Origin of the sequence: Hyphomicrobium sp. 2TAF46, from assembly GCF_052114865.1 — a bacterium.
Classification (GTDB): Bacteria; Pseudomonadota; Alphaproteobacteria; order Rhizobiales; family Hyphomicrobiaceae; genus Hyphomicrobium_B.
Genome location: NZ_JBFRFO010000009.1, coordinates 48,806 through 63,719, shown reverse-complemented (window position 1 = coordinate 63,719; position 14,914 = coordinate 48,806). Strand labels below are relative to the sequence as shown.

The following is a 14,914-nucleotide window of genomic DNA, read 5'->3' as shown; positions in this document are numbered from 1 at the left end:
CTCCTCCAATGCTTTTCGCTAGCATGGAGTGCTCTCATCCTCCGTTCTAACGCAAAGCGCTACTTGTTTCAATCGATTCTACTAATCGATTGAAACATGGGCCGAGTTCATGGGAGTTGCGAAAAGGAGCGAGATCGCTCGTCAGGCGTGCACGTGCCGGCCGGCCGCGGGGGTGCAGCCTGCCCCCAGCCCGCACGGAGCATCGCCGCTAACCTCGAATTGGAAGGTCGCGTGGCGGATCTCGAACTCGTCGTGCAGCATTTTCGTCGCCGTTTCGATGAATGCATCGCCTGGATGGCCCTCGGGCATGACGAGATGGCAGGTGAGCGCGGTTTCGGTCGTGCTCATCGGCCAGATGTGGAGATCATGGATGCTGGCGACGCCGGGCAGCTCCAAGAGCCGCGTCTCAACTCTCGCAACGTCGATGGCAACCGGCACACCCTGCATCGCCAGGCGTATGGAATCCTGCAGAAGACCCCACGTGCTCCAGACGATCACAACGGCGATGATGAGGCTGACGACGGGATCGACCCAATTCCACGCAGTAAGCATGACGGCGACGCCCGCAATCACGACACCTAGCGAGACGCCCGCATCGGCCATCATGTGCAGATAAGCGCCCCGGATATTGACGTCGCGTTCGCTGCCCGAGAAGAAAAGCCACGCAGTGAAGCCGTTGATGACGATACCGACCGCAGCGACAACGATCATCATTCCAGCTGCCACCGGCGCCGGTTCGATCAGGCGCTGGATGGCTTCGAGGACAATGGCGCCGACGGCTACGAGAAGCAGGACCGCGTTGGCGAGCGCGGCCAATATCGTCGATGATCCGAAGCCGTAGGTGAAGCGTGGCGTCGGACGGCGCTTCGCGAGCGCGCTGGCGCCCCAGGCCATCAGCAGACCCAAAACGTCACCGAAGTTGTGACCTGCGTCGGCGACGAGGGCCATCGAGTTGGCGAGAAAGCCGGCTATGACCTCGACGATAACGAAGCCGAGGTTGAGAGTTGTACCCAGCGCGAATGCGAACCCGAAATCCTTCGGTATGTGGCTATGGCCATGAGCCCCGCCCCCGTGATCATGGTCAGCACCGTGCTTGTCGTGCCGGTCGTGAACTTCGGTCATGATCCGCTCACAAGGGTTTAGACGTCCAACGTATTATCTGCGCCGTTGCGGTAAAATGGGTGTTGCGCCCGGCAAGGCAATGCTCAGAAACGCCGGGGCCCCAGTTTGCGATCCAATCAGCTAGCGCTTATCGATGCCGCTGATGCGCTCGAGAAGGCGTGGACGGTGCGGCGGCGCGACCGGGACGCTCGCACTCTGAGTTGCTTCTTCAGCGGGCAATGGCGGCGGCTTGTCCCCGCCAGAATCGGCCGTAGCGCCCGCACCATTGCTGTTCAACGCGCGGAGATACGATCCCGGCCGCTGCTGATCGGGCGTTTCGGAGCCGTCGTCGTTCGAGGCCGCCGGGCGCGGTCCGCGCGGAGATGAAATGCGTTCGGCGAGCGATGGCCGCGGGGAAGCGGGCTTCTCGGCCGGAGTTTCCACGGCGGGCTCCGGGTTAATCCGCCGCAACTCGTCGTGGAAGCGAAGGGCCTGCCGCGACAGGCGTTCCTGGCCCGAGGCAATCTCCGCACGCAGCTCAGTGATGATGCGGCGCTGATTTTCGAGCTCGGCTTGCAGGGCGCCGAGGTTCGCTTTTTCCGCCATGCCGGCGGGCTCCGCGTCTTTCTCTTCGTAGACCTTGAGCGCCGCTTTCAGCTTCGCCATCTCGGTGGACTTCGCATCCACGGCCGCCTGAAGATCGGCGACGCGATCTTCGAGCGCCATTCTTTCCGCATCCTCGCCGCCGAGCGAAGACTTGAGCGAAGTCAGCTCGGCTTCGGTCTTGGCGAGAGCCAGCAGCAACCGCTTGATTTCGGCGTTCTGCTCGTCACGATCGGGTGCCGACTGGGCGACAGCGGCGGCGCCCTTCAGGCGCTCGATCAATGCGGCTTGCTCACGCGTTTTCTCGCGCATCGCCTCGAGCTCGGTGCGCAGAGCGACGTCACTGTCGGCAACTGCGCTTCCCGCACCGGCGCGATTGCGAACCGCGCGCGTCTCCAGCGCCGTGCGCAACTGAGAGAGATCTCGTTCGCGTTGCTTGTTGAGTTGCGTCGCCTCTTCGAGCGCGGCTGCTTGTTTGGTGCTCGTTGCCGACAACGTCTTGATTTCGCGGTCGCGGGTTGCGAGCAGCTTTCGCGTTTCGACGAGACGCTGCTCGACCTTCGGCAGCCTGTCGAGGATCGCCTGCTCGAGGACGCGGCGTGCGTTCTCGTGCTCCTCGACGCTCATCTTCTGGTCGGCGATCGACTCGGACAGTTCCTGGATCTTGGCGTCGCGGCGGTTGACCTCGACCCGTTGGCGCGCGGCCGTCAGGCTCGCATCCTCGAGCTTGGATTCGAGGCGGTGCACTTCCATCGCGAAATCGGCGCGCAGGCGGTCCTTGTCGGCACGGATTTCGTCTTCTGTGAGCGGGAGTGTCCGTTTCAACGCCTCTGACGTAAAGCGTTCGACGCGCCGCCGATAGGCAGGCAAAAGCACAACCACAATCAGGGCCGCGATCAGAAAGCCCAGCATTACGAGCATCGCGGCGGAAAGGGTTATCAAGAAAACTCGCCCTGAATTGTAAAGCTTCTCGGCCCCCGCCGACGGCAACGTTCCCTCACTGCCAGGGAAGCCCGATTTCGGGCCTCACTGCAATGCCGAACCCGTACTGAGCTGCAAGCCTGCATCAGAATGGGTTCCAGGTCGGGCTCCTTGTATACTTCAAATAGCCGACGTTGGCACCCAGCCGAAGGCCTACCCCGGCCCGAATTGGCGCCAATGAGACGTGGCCGGACTTCTGAAACTGGACGCTGACGCCGCCGACGAGGTAGGCACTCCCCTCGACGCCGCCGAAACGATCAAAAATGTCGTTCGGATCGCGGAGGTTGTAAACGAGAGTCATGACTTTAGAGCCGTCCGCGCCAAAATCATAGCCGACGGACGGACCCTGCCAGTAGACCCGGAATGAACCGGCGTCCTTGGTATAAAGGGTGCCCTCGCCATAGGCCAGACCGGCCACGAACGCACCGGCCGCGTCCTGCCCCAGGATGTAGCCGTTCGGCCGGCCCGCCTTCTGGAAGGCCCATTCGACGGCCGACGCCAAGCCGCCGCTGACCGAGCCGAAGAAGTGGTTTCCGGCACGGATGATTTCATCTTCCGTGTACGAATCCCGCGGTGGGGGCGGGCCGCCGTCGTAGCGGTCATCGCCCCGGCTCGCGCTTTGCGGAGGCGGCGCATACGGCGCGCCATAGCCGCCCGGATCGCCACCCTGATCGCGGGGGCCGTTGTAGGGGCCATAGGGATCTCCGCCTGCGGAGTTTTGCGGTGGAGGGGCGTATCTATTGTCCGGAGCGGGTGGAGGGGCGTCGTATCGATTGTCCGGAGGCGGCGGAGCCGAGCGGTAGGAATCCACGCCGCTTTGGCCCGTGTAGGTGTCTGCCGGCGGCCTATAGGAGTCGTCCTGAGCGTCGGCGCTCGAGCCGCCGACAATCAGGCACACCACCAGGCTCAAGACCGATGCGCAGGCCGCACCTCTTATTCGCGTTGTTCTGTCGAAGCCGCGGCGCCGCATCGGCGTGACCCCTCATGTTCCTTTTCGACAAGACCCTCGCCCGGCATCGCACGCGATGCGTGCAGCCCACCTCGTGACCGAGCGAGTGTTCGCCTTCTATTTTACAGATTCGCCGCCATGTGTTGCTAAAGTATGGCCAATTCGCGTTGCCTATGCGCTTGGAGCAGGCATTCCGGCCTCACCGCCGCGCCAGAGCGGCTGCCGTCCCCAGGCAACGAAATGGGGATTGCGATAGCCCCGTTCGAAATGCCCGTATGTCAACTGCGATCCGTCGATTTTCGCGACCGTGCCACCCGCGGCCTCCAGGATGGCTTGGCCGGCGGCCGTATCCCATTCGTAAGTTTCGCCAAATCGAGCATAAAGATCGCCCTCGCCTGCCGCGATCAGGCAGAATTTCATCGACGACCCGAGCGGTCTTGCGTCCTGGACTTTGAGTGTCGCCAAAAGACTTGTGCTGGCGTTCCCGTTGCCCCGGCTGTTGAATGCCACGAGCGCCGCTGGATCAGGGTTGCGCGTCGTCAGACGCTTGAACGGCAACGCCTCGAATGGCGCTTCATCCTTCTGGGACAGTCGCACTTCGTAGGACGCGCCATCCGACCTCGTCACGAACAGCCGCTCGGACGGGGGCAGGTAGATCAAGCCAAAGCGCGTCTTGGCGTCTTCGACGAGACCAATGTTGATCGAGAACTCGGGCTTGCCGCGAATGAAAAGCCGCGTTCCGTCAAGCGCATCGACGAGGAAGAAACGCTTGGCGTAGGCGCAAGCGCCGCCCGCCGCAATCTGCTCCTCGGCAACGACAGGAACGTCAGGCGCGATTTGGGCAAGGGCCGTCAGCAGAATGCCCTCGGCCTCCTGATCTGCGACAGTCACCGGCGAACGATCGGCTTTCTGCTCAAATTTTACGCCGTTGGTGAAATGCGCCATCTCGATGCGGCCTGCCTCCCGGACAGCGGGAAGCAAGGCAGCGATCAGAGCATCATGATCGTTGACGTCGATTGGCGACATCGTGAAGCTAACCCCAGTTCGAATCAGTTTGCACGGAGCGTGCCCGCGTTACGAATACGTTTTCCGCACCGCAGTTCTTACCGTGGCGCGTAAGACCCATGTCTTCCATGAAAATCCGGGCCTCGAGAGCCCATTGGCCGCGAGACTTGGCAACCGTCATTCGGCGCATGTATCAGAGCACAGGGCATTATCGCAAGCGGCCCCCGTCGGTTCGCGTCGCGCTGTCGCGCTTGAGCTGCCGCACGCTCTCCACCGAGAGCATCTCAGAAAAGGGCTACTAATGAACCAGCGCGTTCCGCCGACAGATCTCGAACTCGCGGCAATGATCTCGAGCAAGATCTGTCACGACATCATCAATCCGGTTGGCGCGATCTTCAACGGACTCGAAATCCTTGACGAGGAGGACGACGAACAGGCGAAGAGCTACGCTCTGAACGTCATTCGCAACGTAACGGAGCAAGCGTCGGCGCGGTTGGAATTTGCGCGTTTCGCTTTCGGCGCCGCCGGATCTGCCGGCAGCATGATCGACCTTGCCACCGCGGAAAAGATTTCGCGCGGCTTCGTCAGCATCACGCAGGGCAAGCACAAGCTGACCTGGCGCGGCGCCCCGGGCCTCGTCGCCAAAGACAAGGTGAAGCTTCTTCTCAATCTCATTGCCTCTGCCGTGACGGCATTGCCGCGCGGAGGCGAAATCGACGTTTCGATCGGCGGCTCATTCGAGCAGCCGGTTTTCCTCATCCGCTGCAAAGGCACGGCTGCGCGGCCGCCGCAGTACCTGACCGATTTCGTCGCCGGCAAGCCGCTGGCGCTCGATGCAATTACGATCCAGGCGTATTACACTTGGCGGATCGCGCCTTCGGCCGGGATGAGGCTCGAGATCCTGAAGGACGGCGCGGATATTCTTCTCGTCGCGAAACCGGCAGGCTGAGGCTGACGTCAGGCCGACACTCCGCGATCTCCCGGATCGCGGACCGCATTCCGCCATACGTCTTAATCGCACCTTAATATTTTAGCGGCACTTTTCAGAACATCGTCCGATGTTCTGGTCGCCTTGCTGTCGGTTGGTGCAGCACTCTGCTTGCGAGACGCCCTAAATATGCTTCACTGCTTTGTCATTGATGATTCAGAGATCGTCAGAAAATATACCCGGCTCATCTTCGAGAACTTAGGTTTTCGCGTGAGCGAAGCCGACAGCCCCATCGCGGCAATGGAGCGGCTAAGGACCGAAGCGCCGGATTATATCCTGCTCGATTGGCGCATGCCGGGCTCGAACAGCATCGAGCTTCTTGGGAAGATACGGGCGCTGCCGCTCGGCGTGCGGCCTTACATCATTTACATGGTCACCGAAAACGACCCTCTCGAGATTCAGCGGGCGCTTTCACACGGTGCCGACAATTTCCTTTTGAAGCCGTTCAACCGGCAGATCGTCGAAATGAAGCTGCTCGAGATTCGAACCGCCGCCGCTTGATCGAACGGCGGTTCGTAGAATTCGCCTCACGCTCAGTCAGCGCTTTCTTTACTGGGCAGCGCCCGCGCCGTCCTGCGGAGGCAGCGGCGTTGGATAACCGCCAGCGTCCGTGTCCGGCTTGGCGGCGGCTGCATCAGCAGCGGCCTTCTTGTGCTTCGCGGGCTTTGCCGGAACATCAGCTAACGAACCCGTCTCAACCTTGCTCGCAGCACCGATGGGCTTGACGACCGCGTCAGACGCCGTTGCGTCTCCGGTGACGTCCGGCGCCGTCGCAACCTGCTTCTTTTCTTCCGTCTTCTTCGCCTTGTGAGCGAGAAGCGACTTCGGATCCGGAACCGGCTGGCTGGCCGTCTTGTGCGCCACGGGCGTTGCAGCAGCGTCCGTGTGGGTCGCTGCTTCCTTCGTTACGCTTTTCTTCGCCGGCTTTTCTTCCGCTGGCGCTGTGCTGGCCGCGGTCTTTTTCGCAGGCTCAGCATCATCCGCCGCCGACTGCTCGGAACTCGGAAGCGCCGAACCGCCCCAGCACACGGTCGCTTCTGCGGTGCAGGTGTGCTCATCGAAAACGATGAAGTTCAGGAACAGCTCGCACGAAACGCTCTTTTTGCCGGTGCGATAGTCACTTACACCGCGCTCCGTCATCTTCGACTGAATGAGCTTGTCGAGAAGATCCTTCGCGTCCTTGGTCGGGCCGTCCTTGCCGTAGTCGTTGACCGTGAATCCGTAGCGCTTGCACTCCGCACTTGCCGAAACGGTTGTTGCAACGGCGAAGAGCGCGGCCAATGCGAATGCGGTACCGAAGTTGACCGAGAAGCGCATAACGTAATTCTCCCTCAAAGCCCCACCTTGAGATCAGGCTGTCTTTCTATTGTCAGCACAATGGCAAGACGAGGGCGAGTGGCGCATCGGCACCAGTTGACAGGTTTGTCACCGGGGGCTGGGAGAATTCACAGAATCCCGGCGGCCAGGTGTGGTCTGGCCGCCATTATGCTCAGGAAAACCAATGAGCTAGAGATCAGTGCATGTAGGGCGAGTTACCGCCGTAGATGCTTCCTACGCCCGAGTCGAAGAAGAAGCTATTGTCGAACGGCCCGGCGATCGTCTGCTCCCGGAACGACGGGGGACCGGGGGGCCGCTTTCTGCGCGCCGGATTGCCGTAGGTGTTGATCGACTCCGACTTGTCGTAGGAGTAGCCGCCGCGCTTATGACGAAGGGCATAGCCATTCGACGAAGACTCGGGGCCTTCGGCAGCAATCACGGGGGCTGCGATCCCGAATAACCAAGCACCGGCGACGATGGCCGAAATAAATTTGATTTTCATCGCGGTAGCCTCTCTGCGCCGGCGTTCACCTGGAGTGGGTTTCTATAACGAATAGATACTGAAATTATCGTTGGTCGAGTTGAAGAAATGGTTGCGAGCCTCGATTGGCGCAAGGCTGTAACTTCTTGACCACGGATCGGCGAATTCACTTGCGGGCGTCAAACCGAGACTGGACGATTTACCTGGCAAGTGTTGTACGATTGCCACCATCGGCGCGGTTTCTTGCGCAAGGCATCGTCCATGCGGAATTGCGGACAGTTCGCCATTAGCTCCGCCGGACGTCTAGGAGATCGCGCATGGATTATGCTCTCCTGATCCTTCAGCTCATCAGCGGGGCTCTCGGCGGCAACGTCGCCGGTGCTCTGCTCAAGAATCAGAGTCTCGGCACGTTCGGCAATGCGATCGCGGGGATCGTCGGCGGTGGGATCGGCGGCCAGCTTCTGGAACTCGCGTTCCGGACGACAGCAGGCGGCCTCGATCAAGCTTCGATCATCACGCAGATCTTGGGGTGCGGCTTCAGCGGCGGTCTTTTGGTGGCGATCGTCGGTGCCGCGCGCAACGCGATGGCCAAGTGATACGGGCTCGCATCGAGACATAGAAAAACTCGCCGGCGCTAAACCGGCGAGTCATATTTTTCGAGGGCCCGCTTCAATCAGAAAGATGGCAGCCGCTCAGCCGCAGGCCTTCTGGCGCGCCATGCAATGCGGCAAGCCGATCGACGACGTATCGCACTGAACCCTGACGGCGCCATGCGGTTTCCAGCCGTGGTTTTCAATCGAGTGCTTGAGCGCCTGGCCAGCCATGAACTTCGCGAGGTCTTCCGTGACCATGACAGACTCGCCGCCAGCGAGAACACAGCCGGCGTAAGCCGAACTCGAAGCCATTCCAACCGTGGCTGCGAAGGCAATGAGCCCCGTACGAATAATAGTCTTCATTTTTTAGTTTCCCCTGGACCGGTGCGTGATGCCGCTACCTAAGATCTCGCGGATGGAGCGCCTGCGATATTGCGCTGTCCGACGAGCCGCTTCCCATCTGAGGTTTCAGCCGTCGTCGCACGATTGTTCAAAGCCTCGGATTCGAAGCTTCCGAATGTGGAACAGGCCAAATGCTTCGAAGTGCACCCCCGAATCGTTCGGACCGACCTCTCGCATCATAACGCCAAAGCAGACGGAGAGCTGTTCCCCATCTGCGGCAATGCGAAGATCAATCGCTGCCAAAGGATCACAATCGTACGTCAAAGCGACGCGGAATTTCGATAGACGATGCTCAAACCAACACTATCTCGCCGCCGCGACCAAGGCCGCGACGCGAGCAATACTTGTCGCAACGAACTTCAGCCGGCTCTTTGGAGATCGACGGCCTTTGGACCTTTGCCGCGTTTATCAGGCTCGGTCTCAAATGAAATTCGCATCCCCTCATTGAGCTCGCCGATGCCGGATCGCTCAACTGCGGTTACATGCACAAAAACGTCATTGCCCCCTGCATCCGGCTTGATGAAGCCGTAGCCCTTCTGGGAATTATAAAATTTAACGGTACCTGTCTGGCGCATACATGCTCTCCTGGCGGCCCGGCATGATGGAAGCTCGATTGAAGCTTCGCATCGACACCGCGGCGGGCCTCGGAGCCGAATGATCCCAAGCGCCTCCTGCCGGATCGCAAAAATACGCGCCGGTCATGTCGAACGCGTCGGGAGCTACCGTGCCGCTGCCCGCCGTAACGTGCGGCAATTTATCCTGTAAATAGGGGCACCTTGCAAGATGAAATGCTGCACAGCAACCATTGGGCCGTTACTGAACGGCGCTGCGCAGCTCAAACGCCGACCCGGAACCCTCCGCCAGCTGATCTTTCAGCACGGGCATAATCGTCTCAAGTTCCGCTTCGAGCATATACGGCGGATTGATCACGAGAACGCCGGAGGCCGTAAGGCCAAGGCCCGCAAACGACTTCATGACAGCGAGCCTGACATCGAGAAATTCGAGCCCGGCCCGCGACGTAGCCGTCGCCACGAAGCGGTCCGCCGCCGCTTCATCCTTCAACGGATACCAGATGACATAGGTGCCGGTTTCGAAGCGCGTCATCGCCTCGCCGACGGCCGTCGCGAGGTCGGCGAATTCGCTTCGCTCCTCGAACGGCGGATCGATCAGAACGAGACCACGCCGTTCCTTCGGCGGCAGCAACGACTTCACCGCGTGCCGGGCGTCGATGTTGAGAACGGTCGTCGACTTGAAGGGGCGAAGCTCTTCCTTCAGCCGCGCGAAGTCAGCCGCGTTGAGTTCGTTCGCGATTAGCACATCGTCGGGGCGCATGAGATGGCGGGCGATGAGCGGGCTTCCCGGATAGTAGCGGAGTTCCGCCCCGTTCATTGCGCGAACGGTTTCGAGATAGGGCGCAAGTAACTCGGCGGCGGCCTGAGGCAACTCCGCTTCGAACAAGCGGGCGATGCCCTCGCGCCATTCGCCGGTCTTGCTCGCTTCCGTTCCTGCGAGATCGTAGCAACCGGCTCCGCCGTGCGTATCGATCACGCGGAACGGCCTGGGCTTCTGCTTCATGTACGTCACGACACGCGCCAGGATGACGTGCTTCAGGACGTCCGCGAAATTTCCGGCGTGATAATCGTGGTGGTAGTTCATGCTTCGATGACCGAGTTCATGGGCCGCGATAAGCGGCGATGCGGCGGGACGACGGCATCAGGCCTTCTGTTCCCAGCGCCCGGTTTGCGATTGCTGCCAATACGTGACCGTGCATCCCGCGGCCTTCGCGGCTTTCCATTGGGCACGCGCGGTGGCGACGGCATCAGGATCGTGTCCGTCGAAGACATAGACAAACCTTTCGGCTCCCTTGAACTCGCGCGCTTCAGCGCCGTCGACGAGAAATCGCACGCCCGCGTCGTTCGGCGTCTCGTCGGTCAGCGTCAGATAAACCGGCTGCTCGCTCGCGTGGCCGATGCGGGCCGTTCCGTGCGGCAGAAAACTATCGTCCGCGTAGGTCCACAGCGCTTGATCGAGCGCCTCGAGCCGTTCCTCGTTCCCGACCTGGACGACGGCGCGCCAGCCGCGCGCGAGCGTCTTCTCAAGGAGGCTCGGCAGAACGCGCTCCAGAGTCTGCTGTTCGAGATGGTAGAAAAAGACGTCCATCCCGCTTGCATGGCGCACCGGAGGCGAGAACGCAACATTTTGCGGGTTGGTCGGACGAAGGTCTTGAACTGCGGTGCGGGGCACCTATCTAACCCCGTCCGGAGCGGCGCCAGTTGATGCGGCTGACGCCCGTGCGGGCGGCGAGCATGACGGCCAAAGCCGCGCGCTCCCGCCCGCTGCGATCTTCTTACAGATTTACTTCTTTAGATACTTCGCCGGCACTTCGCCTGCGTCGATCAAAGCCGTCACGCAGGTCTGCGTCAGGCCTTTTCTGTTGGCCTCAATGCACCGGCGAAGTTCGGCGCTTTCGGGCGAATATTGCGAACAGAAATTCTGATAGTCTCCTGCGCAAGCCTGTCTCACTTTCGCGGTGTAAGCGGCCATAGCCGCACCCGCGAAAAGCGCAGTCCCTGCTGCCAAAACGACTGACATCAGCGCCGCATCAAGCTTTCTCATTCGTCTTCCCTCGTCGTTACGTGATTGGCGTCCTCTACGCGAACGAACTTGATTCGAAAATTAACTTTTTTCCTCGTTGCGAGCACGACATATCGCTCGCACGATTTCAATTTGCGGAGAGGATGTTGCGCAGTTCGCGCTCAGCGCTTCGTCGGCGCGAACGGATTGTCGCCCGAGCGAAGACTGAAGCGAATCGGAACGCCGGGAAGATCGAACGTCTCTCGTAGAGAGTTCGTCAGGTACTTCACATAGGACTGAGGCAGGGCCTCCGCGCGCTGCGAGAAGGCGACGAACGTCGGCGGACGAGTCGAAGGCTGCGTAACATAGCGGATCTTGATGCGGCGTCCGTGTACGGCGGGCGGCGAGTGACGGCTTAGCGCGCCTTCGAGCCAGCGATTGAGCTGCGGCGTCGAAACCCGGCGGTTCCAGGTCTCATACGTTTTCGCGATAGCCGACATCAGATGATCCAGCCCGCTCTCCGAGCGCGCCGATATCGCGATGAGCGGAACGCCTGGAACCTGCGCCAGGCTTTCGGCGACGCGGGCCTTGAGTTCCCGCAGCGTCTTCTGTTTTTCGGGGACGAGATCCCATTTGTTGATCGCAACGACAAGCGCGCGGCCTTCTTCGGTAACGCGGTGGCCGATCGTCAGGTCCTGGTGCTCGAAGGGCCGTTCGGCATCGATCAGAAGCACGACGACCTCGGCGAAGCGGATGGCGCGAACGGCGTCGCTCGCCGACAGCTTCTCCGCCGTCTCCGTGATCTTGGCCTTGCGGCGAAGTCCGGCGGTATCGAAAAGCCGGATAGCTTGCCCCTTGTATTCGAAGTCGCTCGAGACGCTGTCGCGCGTCAGCCCAGGCTCCGGACCCGTGATCATCCGGTCCTCGCCCAGCAACGCGTTGACGAGCGTCGACTTGCCGGCGTTCGGGCGGCCGACGATTGCAACGCGGATGCGCTTCTCGCGTTCCGGCTGTTCTTCAGGCTTCCCAGCGGCAGCTTCAGCGTCGGCGGAGCGACGCTTTCGCGAAGCCGGGGCGGCCTTCAGCCCGAGCGCGGCCAGAACGTCGTCGGCGAGGTCGCCGATGCCTTCGCCGTGCTCGGCCGAGATCGCAATCGGTGCACCAAGGCCAAGCGAGAAGGCGTCGAGTACGCCGTCGGCGCCCTTGTGACCTTCGGCCTTGTTCGCAATCAGAACGACCGGCTTGCCCGACTGGCGGGCGATGCGGGCAAATTCCTTGTCGGAGGCAGTGACGCCGGCGCGCGCATCGATGACGAAAAGAATGAGATCGGCCGAGGTTATGGCCTGCTCGGATTGCTTGCGCATGCGGTCCGCGATCGAGCCGCGCTGCGCCTCTTCGAGGCCCGCTGTGTCGACCAGGCGAATTTCGTTGCCGAAGATATCCGCAGTGCCTTCGCGGCGATCGCGCGTCAGGCCCGGCAGATCGGAGACCAGCGCCGCGCGGGTTCCGGTCAAACGGTTGAACAGGGTCGACTTGCCGACGTTGGGACGGCCCACGATGGCGACGACGGGAATGTGATCAGGGAGAGTCAAAAGAGTGCCGACAAGAACATGATTGCTGGGGGATCGCCGTCTCGCCGCTCAGAAGCGGAAAGCCAACGTCGACCTCCTAGCCCAATTCTCAGTTGAGGGCGATGAGTTTTGCCGAATCGGTCAATACGAACATTTTGCCCTGGGCCACGATCGGCGGAATATAAACCGTTTCGCCGACGCTCAACTGGCCGCCAACCTTGCCGGTTGCTGCGTCAACGCTGACGATATCGCCCTTGCTCGACGCCAGCCACAGGGTACCAGCCGCCATGACGGGGCCCGAATAGCTCTTTGCCGCAGGCAGCTGGGTCGTCCAGCGCGTTTTACCGTCGGCGCGGTTCAGCGCCATGAGGCGGCCACTCGTATCGACGACGTAAACGGCATCGCCTGCGACCCATGGCGGCTCGGCGCCAGGAATGTTCGCGGACCACACACGATCACCGTTCTTGGCGTGAGTGGCGATCATACGTCCAGCGTGACCGATGGCGTAGACCGTTCCATTATCGATCGCGGGGCGCGCGACGTCGCTCATCGAAGCGATCTGCGAGGTCTGGCGGGTGCGCGAAAGATTTTCAGTCCAGACGGTTGATCCGTCCGTCAACTTGAAGGCCATGATGTCCCCCGAAGGGTACGGGACGACAACAACGTCCTGATCGACGGCGGGGCTCGACGAGGTCATCAAGCTGGCGCTCTGCGGCAGTCCGCGAGCAGACCAGATCTCGGCACCGTCAACTCCGTTCAAGCAATAGAATCTGCCATCGATCGTAATGATGTAGAGCCGGTCACCGGATGCGGTCGGCGAGGCGCGCACCGGGACGTCGAGGTTTTTGGTCCAGATCGATTTGCCCGACGCCGGGTCGAGCGCGGCGACGACGCCGTAGCCGTTCGCGACATACAGGCGGCCGTTCTCGGCGGCGAGACCGCCTCCGTAGCCGCCGAGGCCAACGGTCGTTTCGGGCTTCGTCGAGATCGTGAAGACGCTCGAACCCGAGAGCGAGAAGGCCGCGACATTCGCCGCTGCATCGAGCGTGTAGATGCGGCCGTCGAATATGATCGGGCTCGCCGTCACGCGGCCGGTTTTTGAAGTTCCTTGTCCGGCGCTCGCACTCCACGTCTGATGGAGCGGTCCGTTAAGCGCGAGATTGCCGGGGGCATTGCCCGGTTCGCCGCCCGGCTGGGACCATGTATCGTTCGCGCGCGGCGATGGGATTACGACCGGCGCGTTTGCGGCGGCCAGATTGGCGGAGATGCTTTCCGTCGTGTCGACGATCGGAATGCGGCGGCCAGGCAAGGGCGTCTGCTTTTCCTTGAACGGGTTGAGCTCGCTCATCTTCGGCAGGGACGGACCATCGCCGGCGCAACCGCCAAGCAACAGGGTCGCGGCGATCACCAAAAGCGACGACGCGCCGAAACGTATCTCAAGTCCCCCTTTGCTCAACCCCGTTCTCCCCTCACCGCTTCGCGGCTCTACTTCTTATCGGCGCCGGCTTCCGTCTTTGCCGGCTCGGCCGGCTTTGCAGGCTCGGCTGCCTTTGCCGGCGGCGGCGTCGCGGCTGGCGGCGCGTTCGCGGCAACCTCGTCGGCAGCTATGCCCGACATTATGACTTTTACACGCTCCTGGAGCGCATCAGAGGCATTGGGGTCGAGAAGCAGTGGTTCCAGATACTTGCGCGCCTCATCGAACTTCTTTGCCTTGAATGCAGCAACGCCGAGCAATTCGCGCGCGCTCTTGTCGTAGGGCGCGTTCTCGCCGATGAGAGGTGTCAAGCGATTCTGGATTTCCTGATAGTCCGCATCTGCCGTCCGTAAGGATGCGGCCTGCAGTTGGGCGAAGTTTTTCAACAGATCATCGGCGCCTGGCTGCTTCGCAAGCGAATCGTAGGTTGCAACGGCATCCGCCGTCTTGCCCTCTTTTACCTGCGCACCGGCGAGCTGCAGCTTTGCGAGTGCGGCGTAGCCGGCCGGACCACTTTCCGCGATCGTCTGGAAGGCCTTTGCCGCCTCTTCCTTCTTTTTCTGATCGCTGAGGCTTTCGGCGGCCGTGAATTCAGCTCCGCCCGCCTCTGCGGCCGTAATGCGGCGCGTTTCGAGGAATTTGTAGCCTGCCACGGCAAGAACAATGAGCGCTGCGGCGCCCAAGATCAGGCCGTTATAACGCTGCCAGATTTTCTGCATCTGCTCGCGGCGGAGTTCCTCCTGGACCTCGCGGAGCAGACTGTCATCATTGTCGGCCATTAACTCTCAAACCTCATTCAGTCGCCGGGACTGGCGGAGAATATTCTCACGATCAGCCCGGCTAGCGGGGCATAGATAGCGGAGCGGGCGCTCCGA

The 14,914-nt window shown here is 61.4% G+C and carries 17 protein-coding genes; 3 read left to right on the top strand and 14 right to left on the bottom strand.

Annotated features, from left to right (window positions below; all coding sequences use genetic code 11):
• Nucleotides 1-141: 141 nt before the first annotated feature.
• The 4 genes from AB4Z24_RS18445 to AB4Z24_RS18430 form a co-directional block, all read right to left on the bottom strand.
• Complete coding sequence (locus tag AB4Z24_RS18445; protein ID WP_441710513.1) at nucleotides 142-1,122, bottom strand: cation diffusion facilitator family transporter; 981 nt, start codon at nucleotides 1,120-1,122, stop codon at nucleotides 142-144.
• A 120-nt stretch (nucleotides 1,123-1,242) separates the two neighbouring features.
• Entirely contained in the window at nucleotides 1,243-2,646 is a 1,404-nt protein-coding gene (locus tag AB4Z24_RS18440; protein WP_441710512.1) for a hypothetical protein, read from the bottom strand.
• Between the two features lie 124 nt (nucleotides 2,647-2,770).
• Nucleotides 2,771-3,655, bottom strand: a complete 885-nt coding sequence (locus AB4Z24_RS18435; RefSeq protein WP_441710511.1) for an EipA family protein — start codon at nucleotides 3,653-3,655, stop codon at nucleotides 2,771-2,773.
• 150 nt (nucleotides 3,656-3,805) lie between these two features.
• On the bottom strand, nucleotides 3,806-4,660 hold the full coding sequence (locus tag AB4Z24_RS18430) for a 3'(2'),5'-bisphosphate nucleotidase CysQ family protein (RefSeq protein ID WP_441710510.1): 855 nt from the start codon (nucleotides 4,658-4,660) through the stop codon (nucleotides 3,806-3,808).
• Nucleotides 4,661-4,940: 280 nt separating this feature from the next.
• On the opposite strand from AB4Z24_RS18430, the gene AB4Z24_RS18425 reads away from it, so the two are divergent.
• Together AB4Z24_RS18425 and AB4Z24_RS18420 are read left to right on the top strand one after the other, a co-directional pair.
• Nucleotides 4,941-5,588: a histidine phosphotransferase family protein gene (locus AB4Z24_RS18425; protein ID WP_290990232.1), complete on the top strand. Its 648-nt coding sequence runs from the start codon at nucleotides 4,941-4,943 to the stop codon at nucleotides 5,586-5,588.
• Between the two features lie 168 nt (nucleotides 5,589-5,756).
• Nucleotides 5,757-6,128, top strand: a complete 372-nt coding sequence (locus tag AB4Z24_RS18420) for a response regulator (RefSeq protein WP_441710509.1) — start codon at nucleotides 5,757-5,759, stop codon at nucleotides 6,126-6,128.
• A gap of 48 nt (nucleotides 6,129-6,176) precedes the next feature.
• Here AB4Z24_RS18420 and AB4Z24_RS18415 read toward each other — a convergent pair whose 3' ends face one another.
• Both AB4Z24_RS18415 and AB4Z24_RS18410 read right to left on the bottom strand, forming a co-directional pair.
• On the bottom strand, nucleotides 6,177-6,944 hold the full coding sequence (locus AB4Z24_RS18415; protein WP_441710508.1) for a hypothetical protein: 768 nt from the start codon (nucleotides 6,942-6,944) through the stop codon (nucleotides 6,177-6,179).
• A gap of 196 nt (nucleotides 6,945-7,140) precedes the next feature.
• Nucleotides 7,141-7,446 (bottom strand): hypothetical protein, encoded by a 306-nt coding sequence (locus AB4Z24_RS18410; RefSeq protein WP_441710507.1) that lies wholly within the window; start codon nucleotides 7,444-7,446, stop codon nucleotides 7,141-7,143.
• Between the two features lie 296 nt (nucleotides 7,447-7,742).
• Between AB4Z24_RS18410 and AB4Z24_RS18405 the strand changes: the two genes are divergently transcribed.
• The gene (locus tag AB4Z24_RS18405; protein ID WP_441710506.1) at nucleotides 7,743-8,021 is read left to right on the top strand and encodes a hypothetical protein; all 279 of its coding nucleotides are present in this window, start codon (nucleotides 7,743-7,745) and stop codon (nucleotides 8,019-8,021) included.
• 96 nt (nucleotides 8,022-8,117) lie between these two features.
• On the opposite strand, the gene AB4Z24_RS18400 is transcribed toward AB4Z24_RS18405, so the two are convergent.
• From AB4Z24_RS18400 to AB4Z24_RS18365, 8 genes are all read right to left on the bottom strand, one after another.
• Nucleotides 8,118-8,381, bottom strand: coding sequence for a hypothetical protein (locus tag AB4Z24_RS18400; RefSeq protein ID WP_441710505.1), 264 nt, complete (start codon nucleotides 8,379-8,381; stop codon nucleotides 8,118-8,120).
• Between the two features lie 398 nt (nucleotides 8,382-8,779).
• A complete protein-coding gene (locus AB4Z24_RS18395) occupies nucleotides 8,780-8,995 on the bottom strand; it encodes a cold-shock protein (RefSeq protein ID WP_013948788.1) in 216 nt (71 codons plus the stop codon).
• A gap of 238 nt (nucleotides 8,996-9,233) precedes the next feature.
• Nucleotides 9,234-10,076, bottom strand: coding sequence for a 23S rRNA (adenine(2030)-N(6))-methyltransferase RlmJ (locus tag AB4Z24_RS18390; protein WP_441710504.1), 843 nt, complete (start codon nucleotides 10,074-10,076; stop codon nucleotides 9,234-9,236).
• Nucleotides 10,077-10,133: 57 nt separating this feature from the next.
• Nucleotides 10,134-10,580 (bottom strand): DNA polymerase III subunit chi, encoded by a 447-nt coding sequence (locus AB4Z24_RS18385; RefSeq protein WP_441710653.1) that lies wholly within the window; start codon nucleotides 10,578-10,580, stop codon nucleotides 10,134-10,136.
• 195 nt (nucleotides 10,581-10,775) lie between these two features.
• Nucleotides 10,776-11,036 carry a hypothetical protein gene (locus AB4Z24_RS18380; RefSeq protein WP_441710503.1) on the bottom strand — a complete coding sequence of 87 codons (261 nt, stop codon included), beginning with the start codon at nucleotides 11,034-11,036 and terminating at the stop codon, nucleotides 10,776-10,778.
• Nucleotides 11,037-11,176: 140 nt separating this feature from the next.
• The gene (gene der / locus AB4Z24_RS18375; RefSeq protein ID WP_441710502.1) at nucleotides 11,177-12,586 is read right to left on the bottom strand and encodes a ribosome biogenesis GTPase Der; all 1,410 of its coding nucleotides are present in this window, start codon (nucleotides 12,584-12,586) and stop codon (nucleotides 11,177-11,179) included.
• A gap of 88 nt (nucleotides 12,587-12,674) precedes the next feature.
• Nucleotides 12,675-14,021: an outer membrane protein assembly factor BamB family protein gene (locus AB4Z24_RS18370; protein WP_441710501.1), complete on the bottom strand. Its 1,347-nt coding sequence runs from the start codon at nucleotides 14,019-14,021 to the stop codon at nucleotides 12,675-12,677.
• A gap of 29 nt (nucleotides 14,022-14,050) precedes the next feature.
• Entirely contained in the window at nucleotides 14,051-14,818 is a 768-nt protein-coding gene (locus tag AB4Z24_RS18365) for a tetratricopeptide repeat protein (RefSeq protein WP_441710500.1), read from the bottom strand.
• Nucleotides 14,819-14,914: the final 96 nt, after the last annotated feature.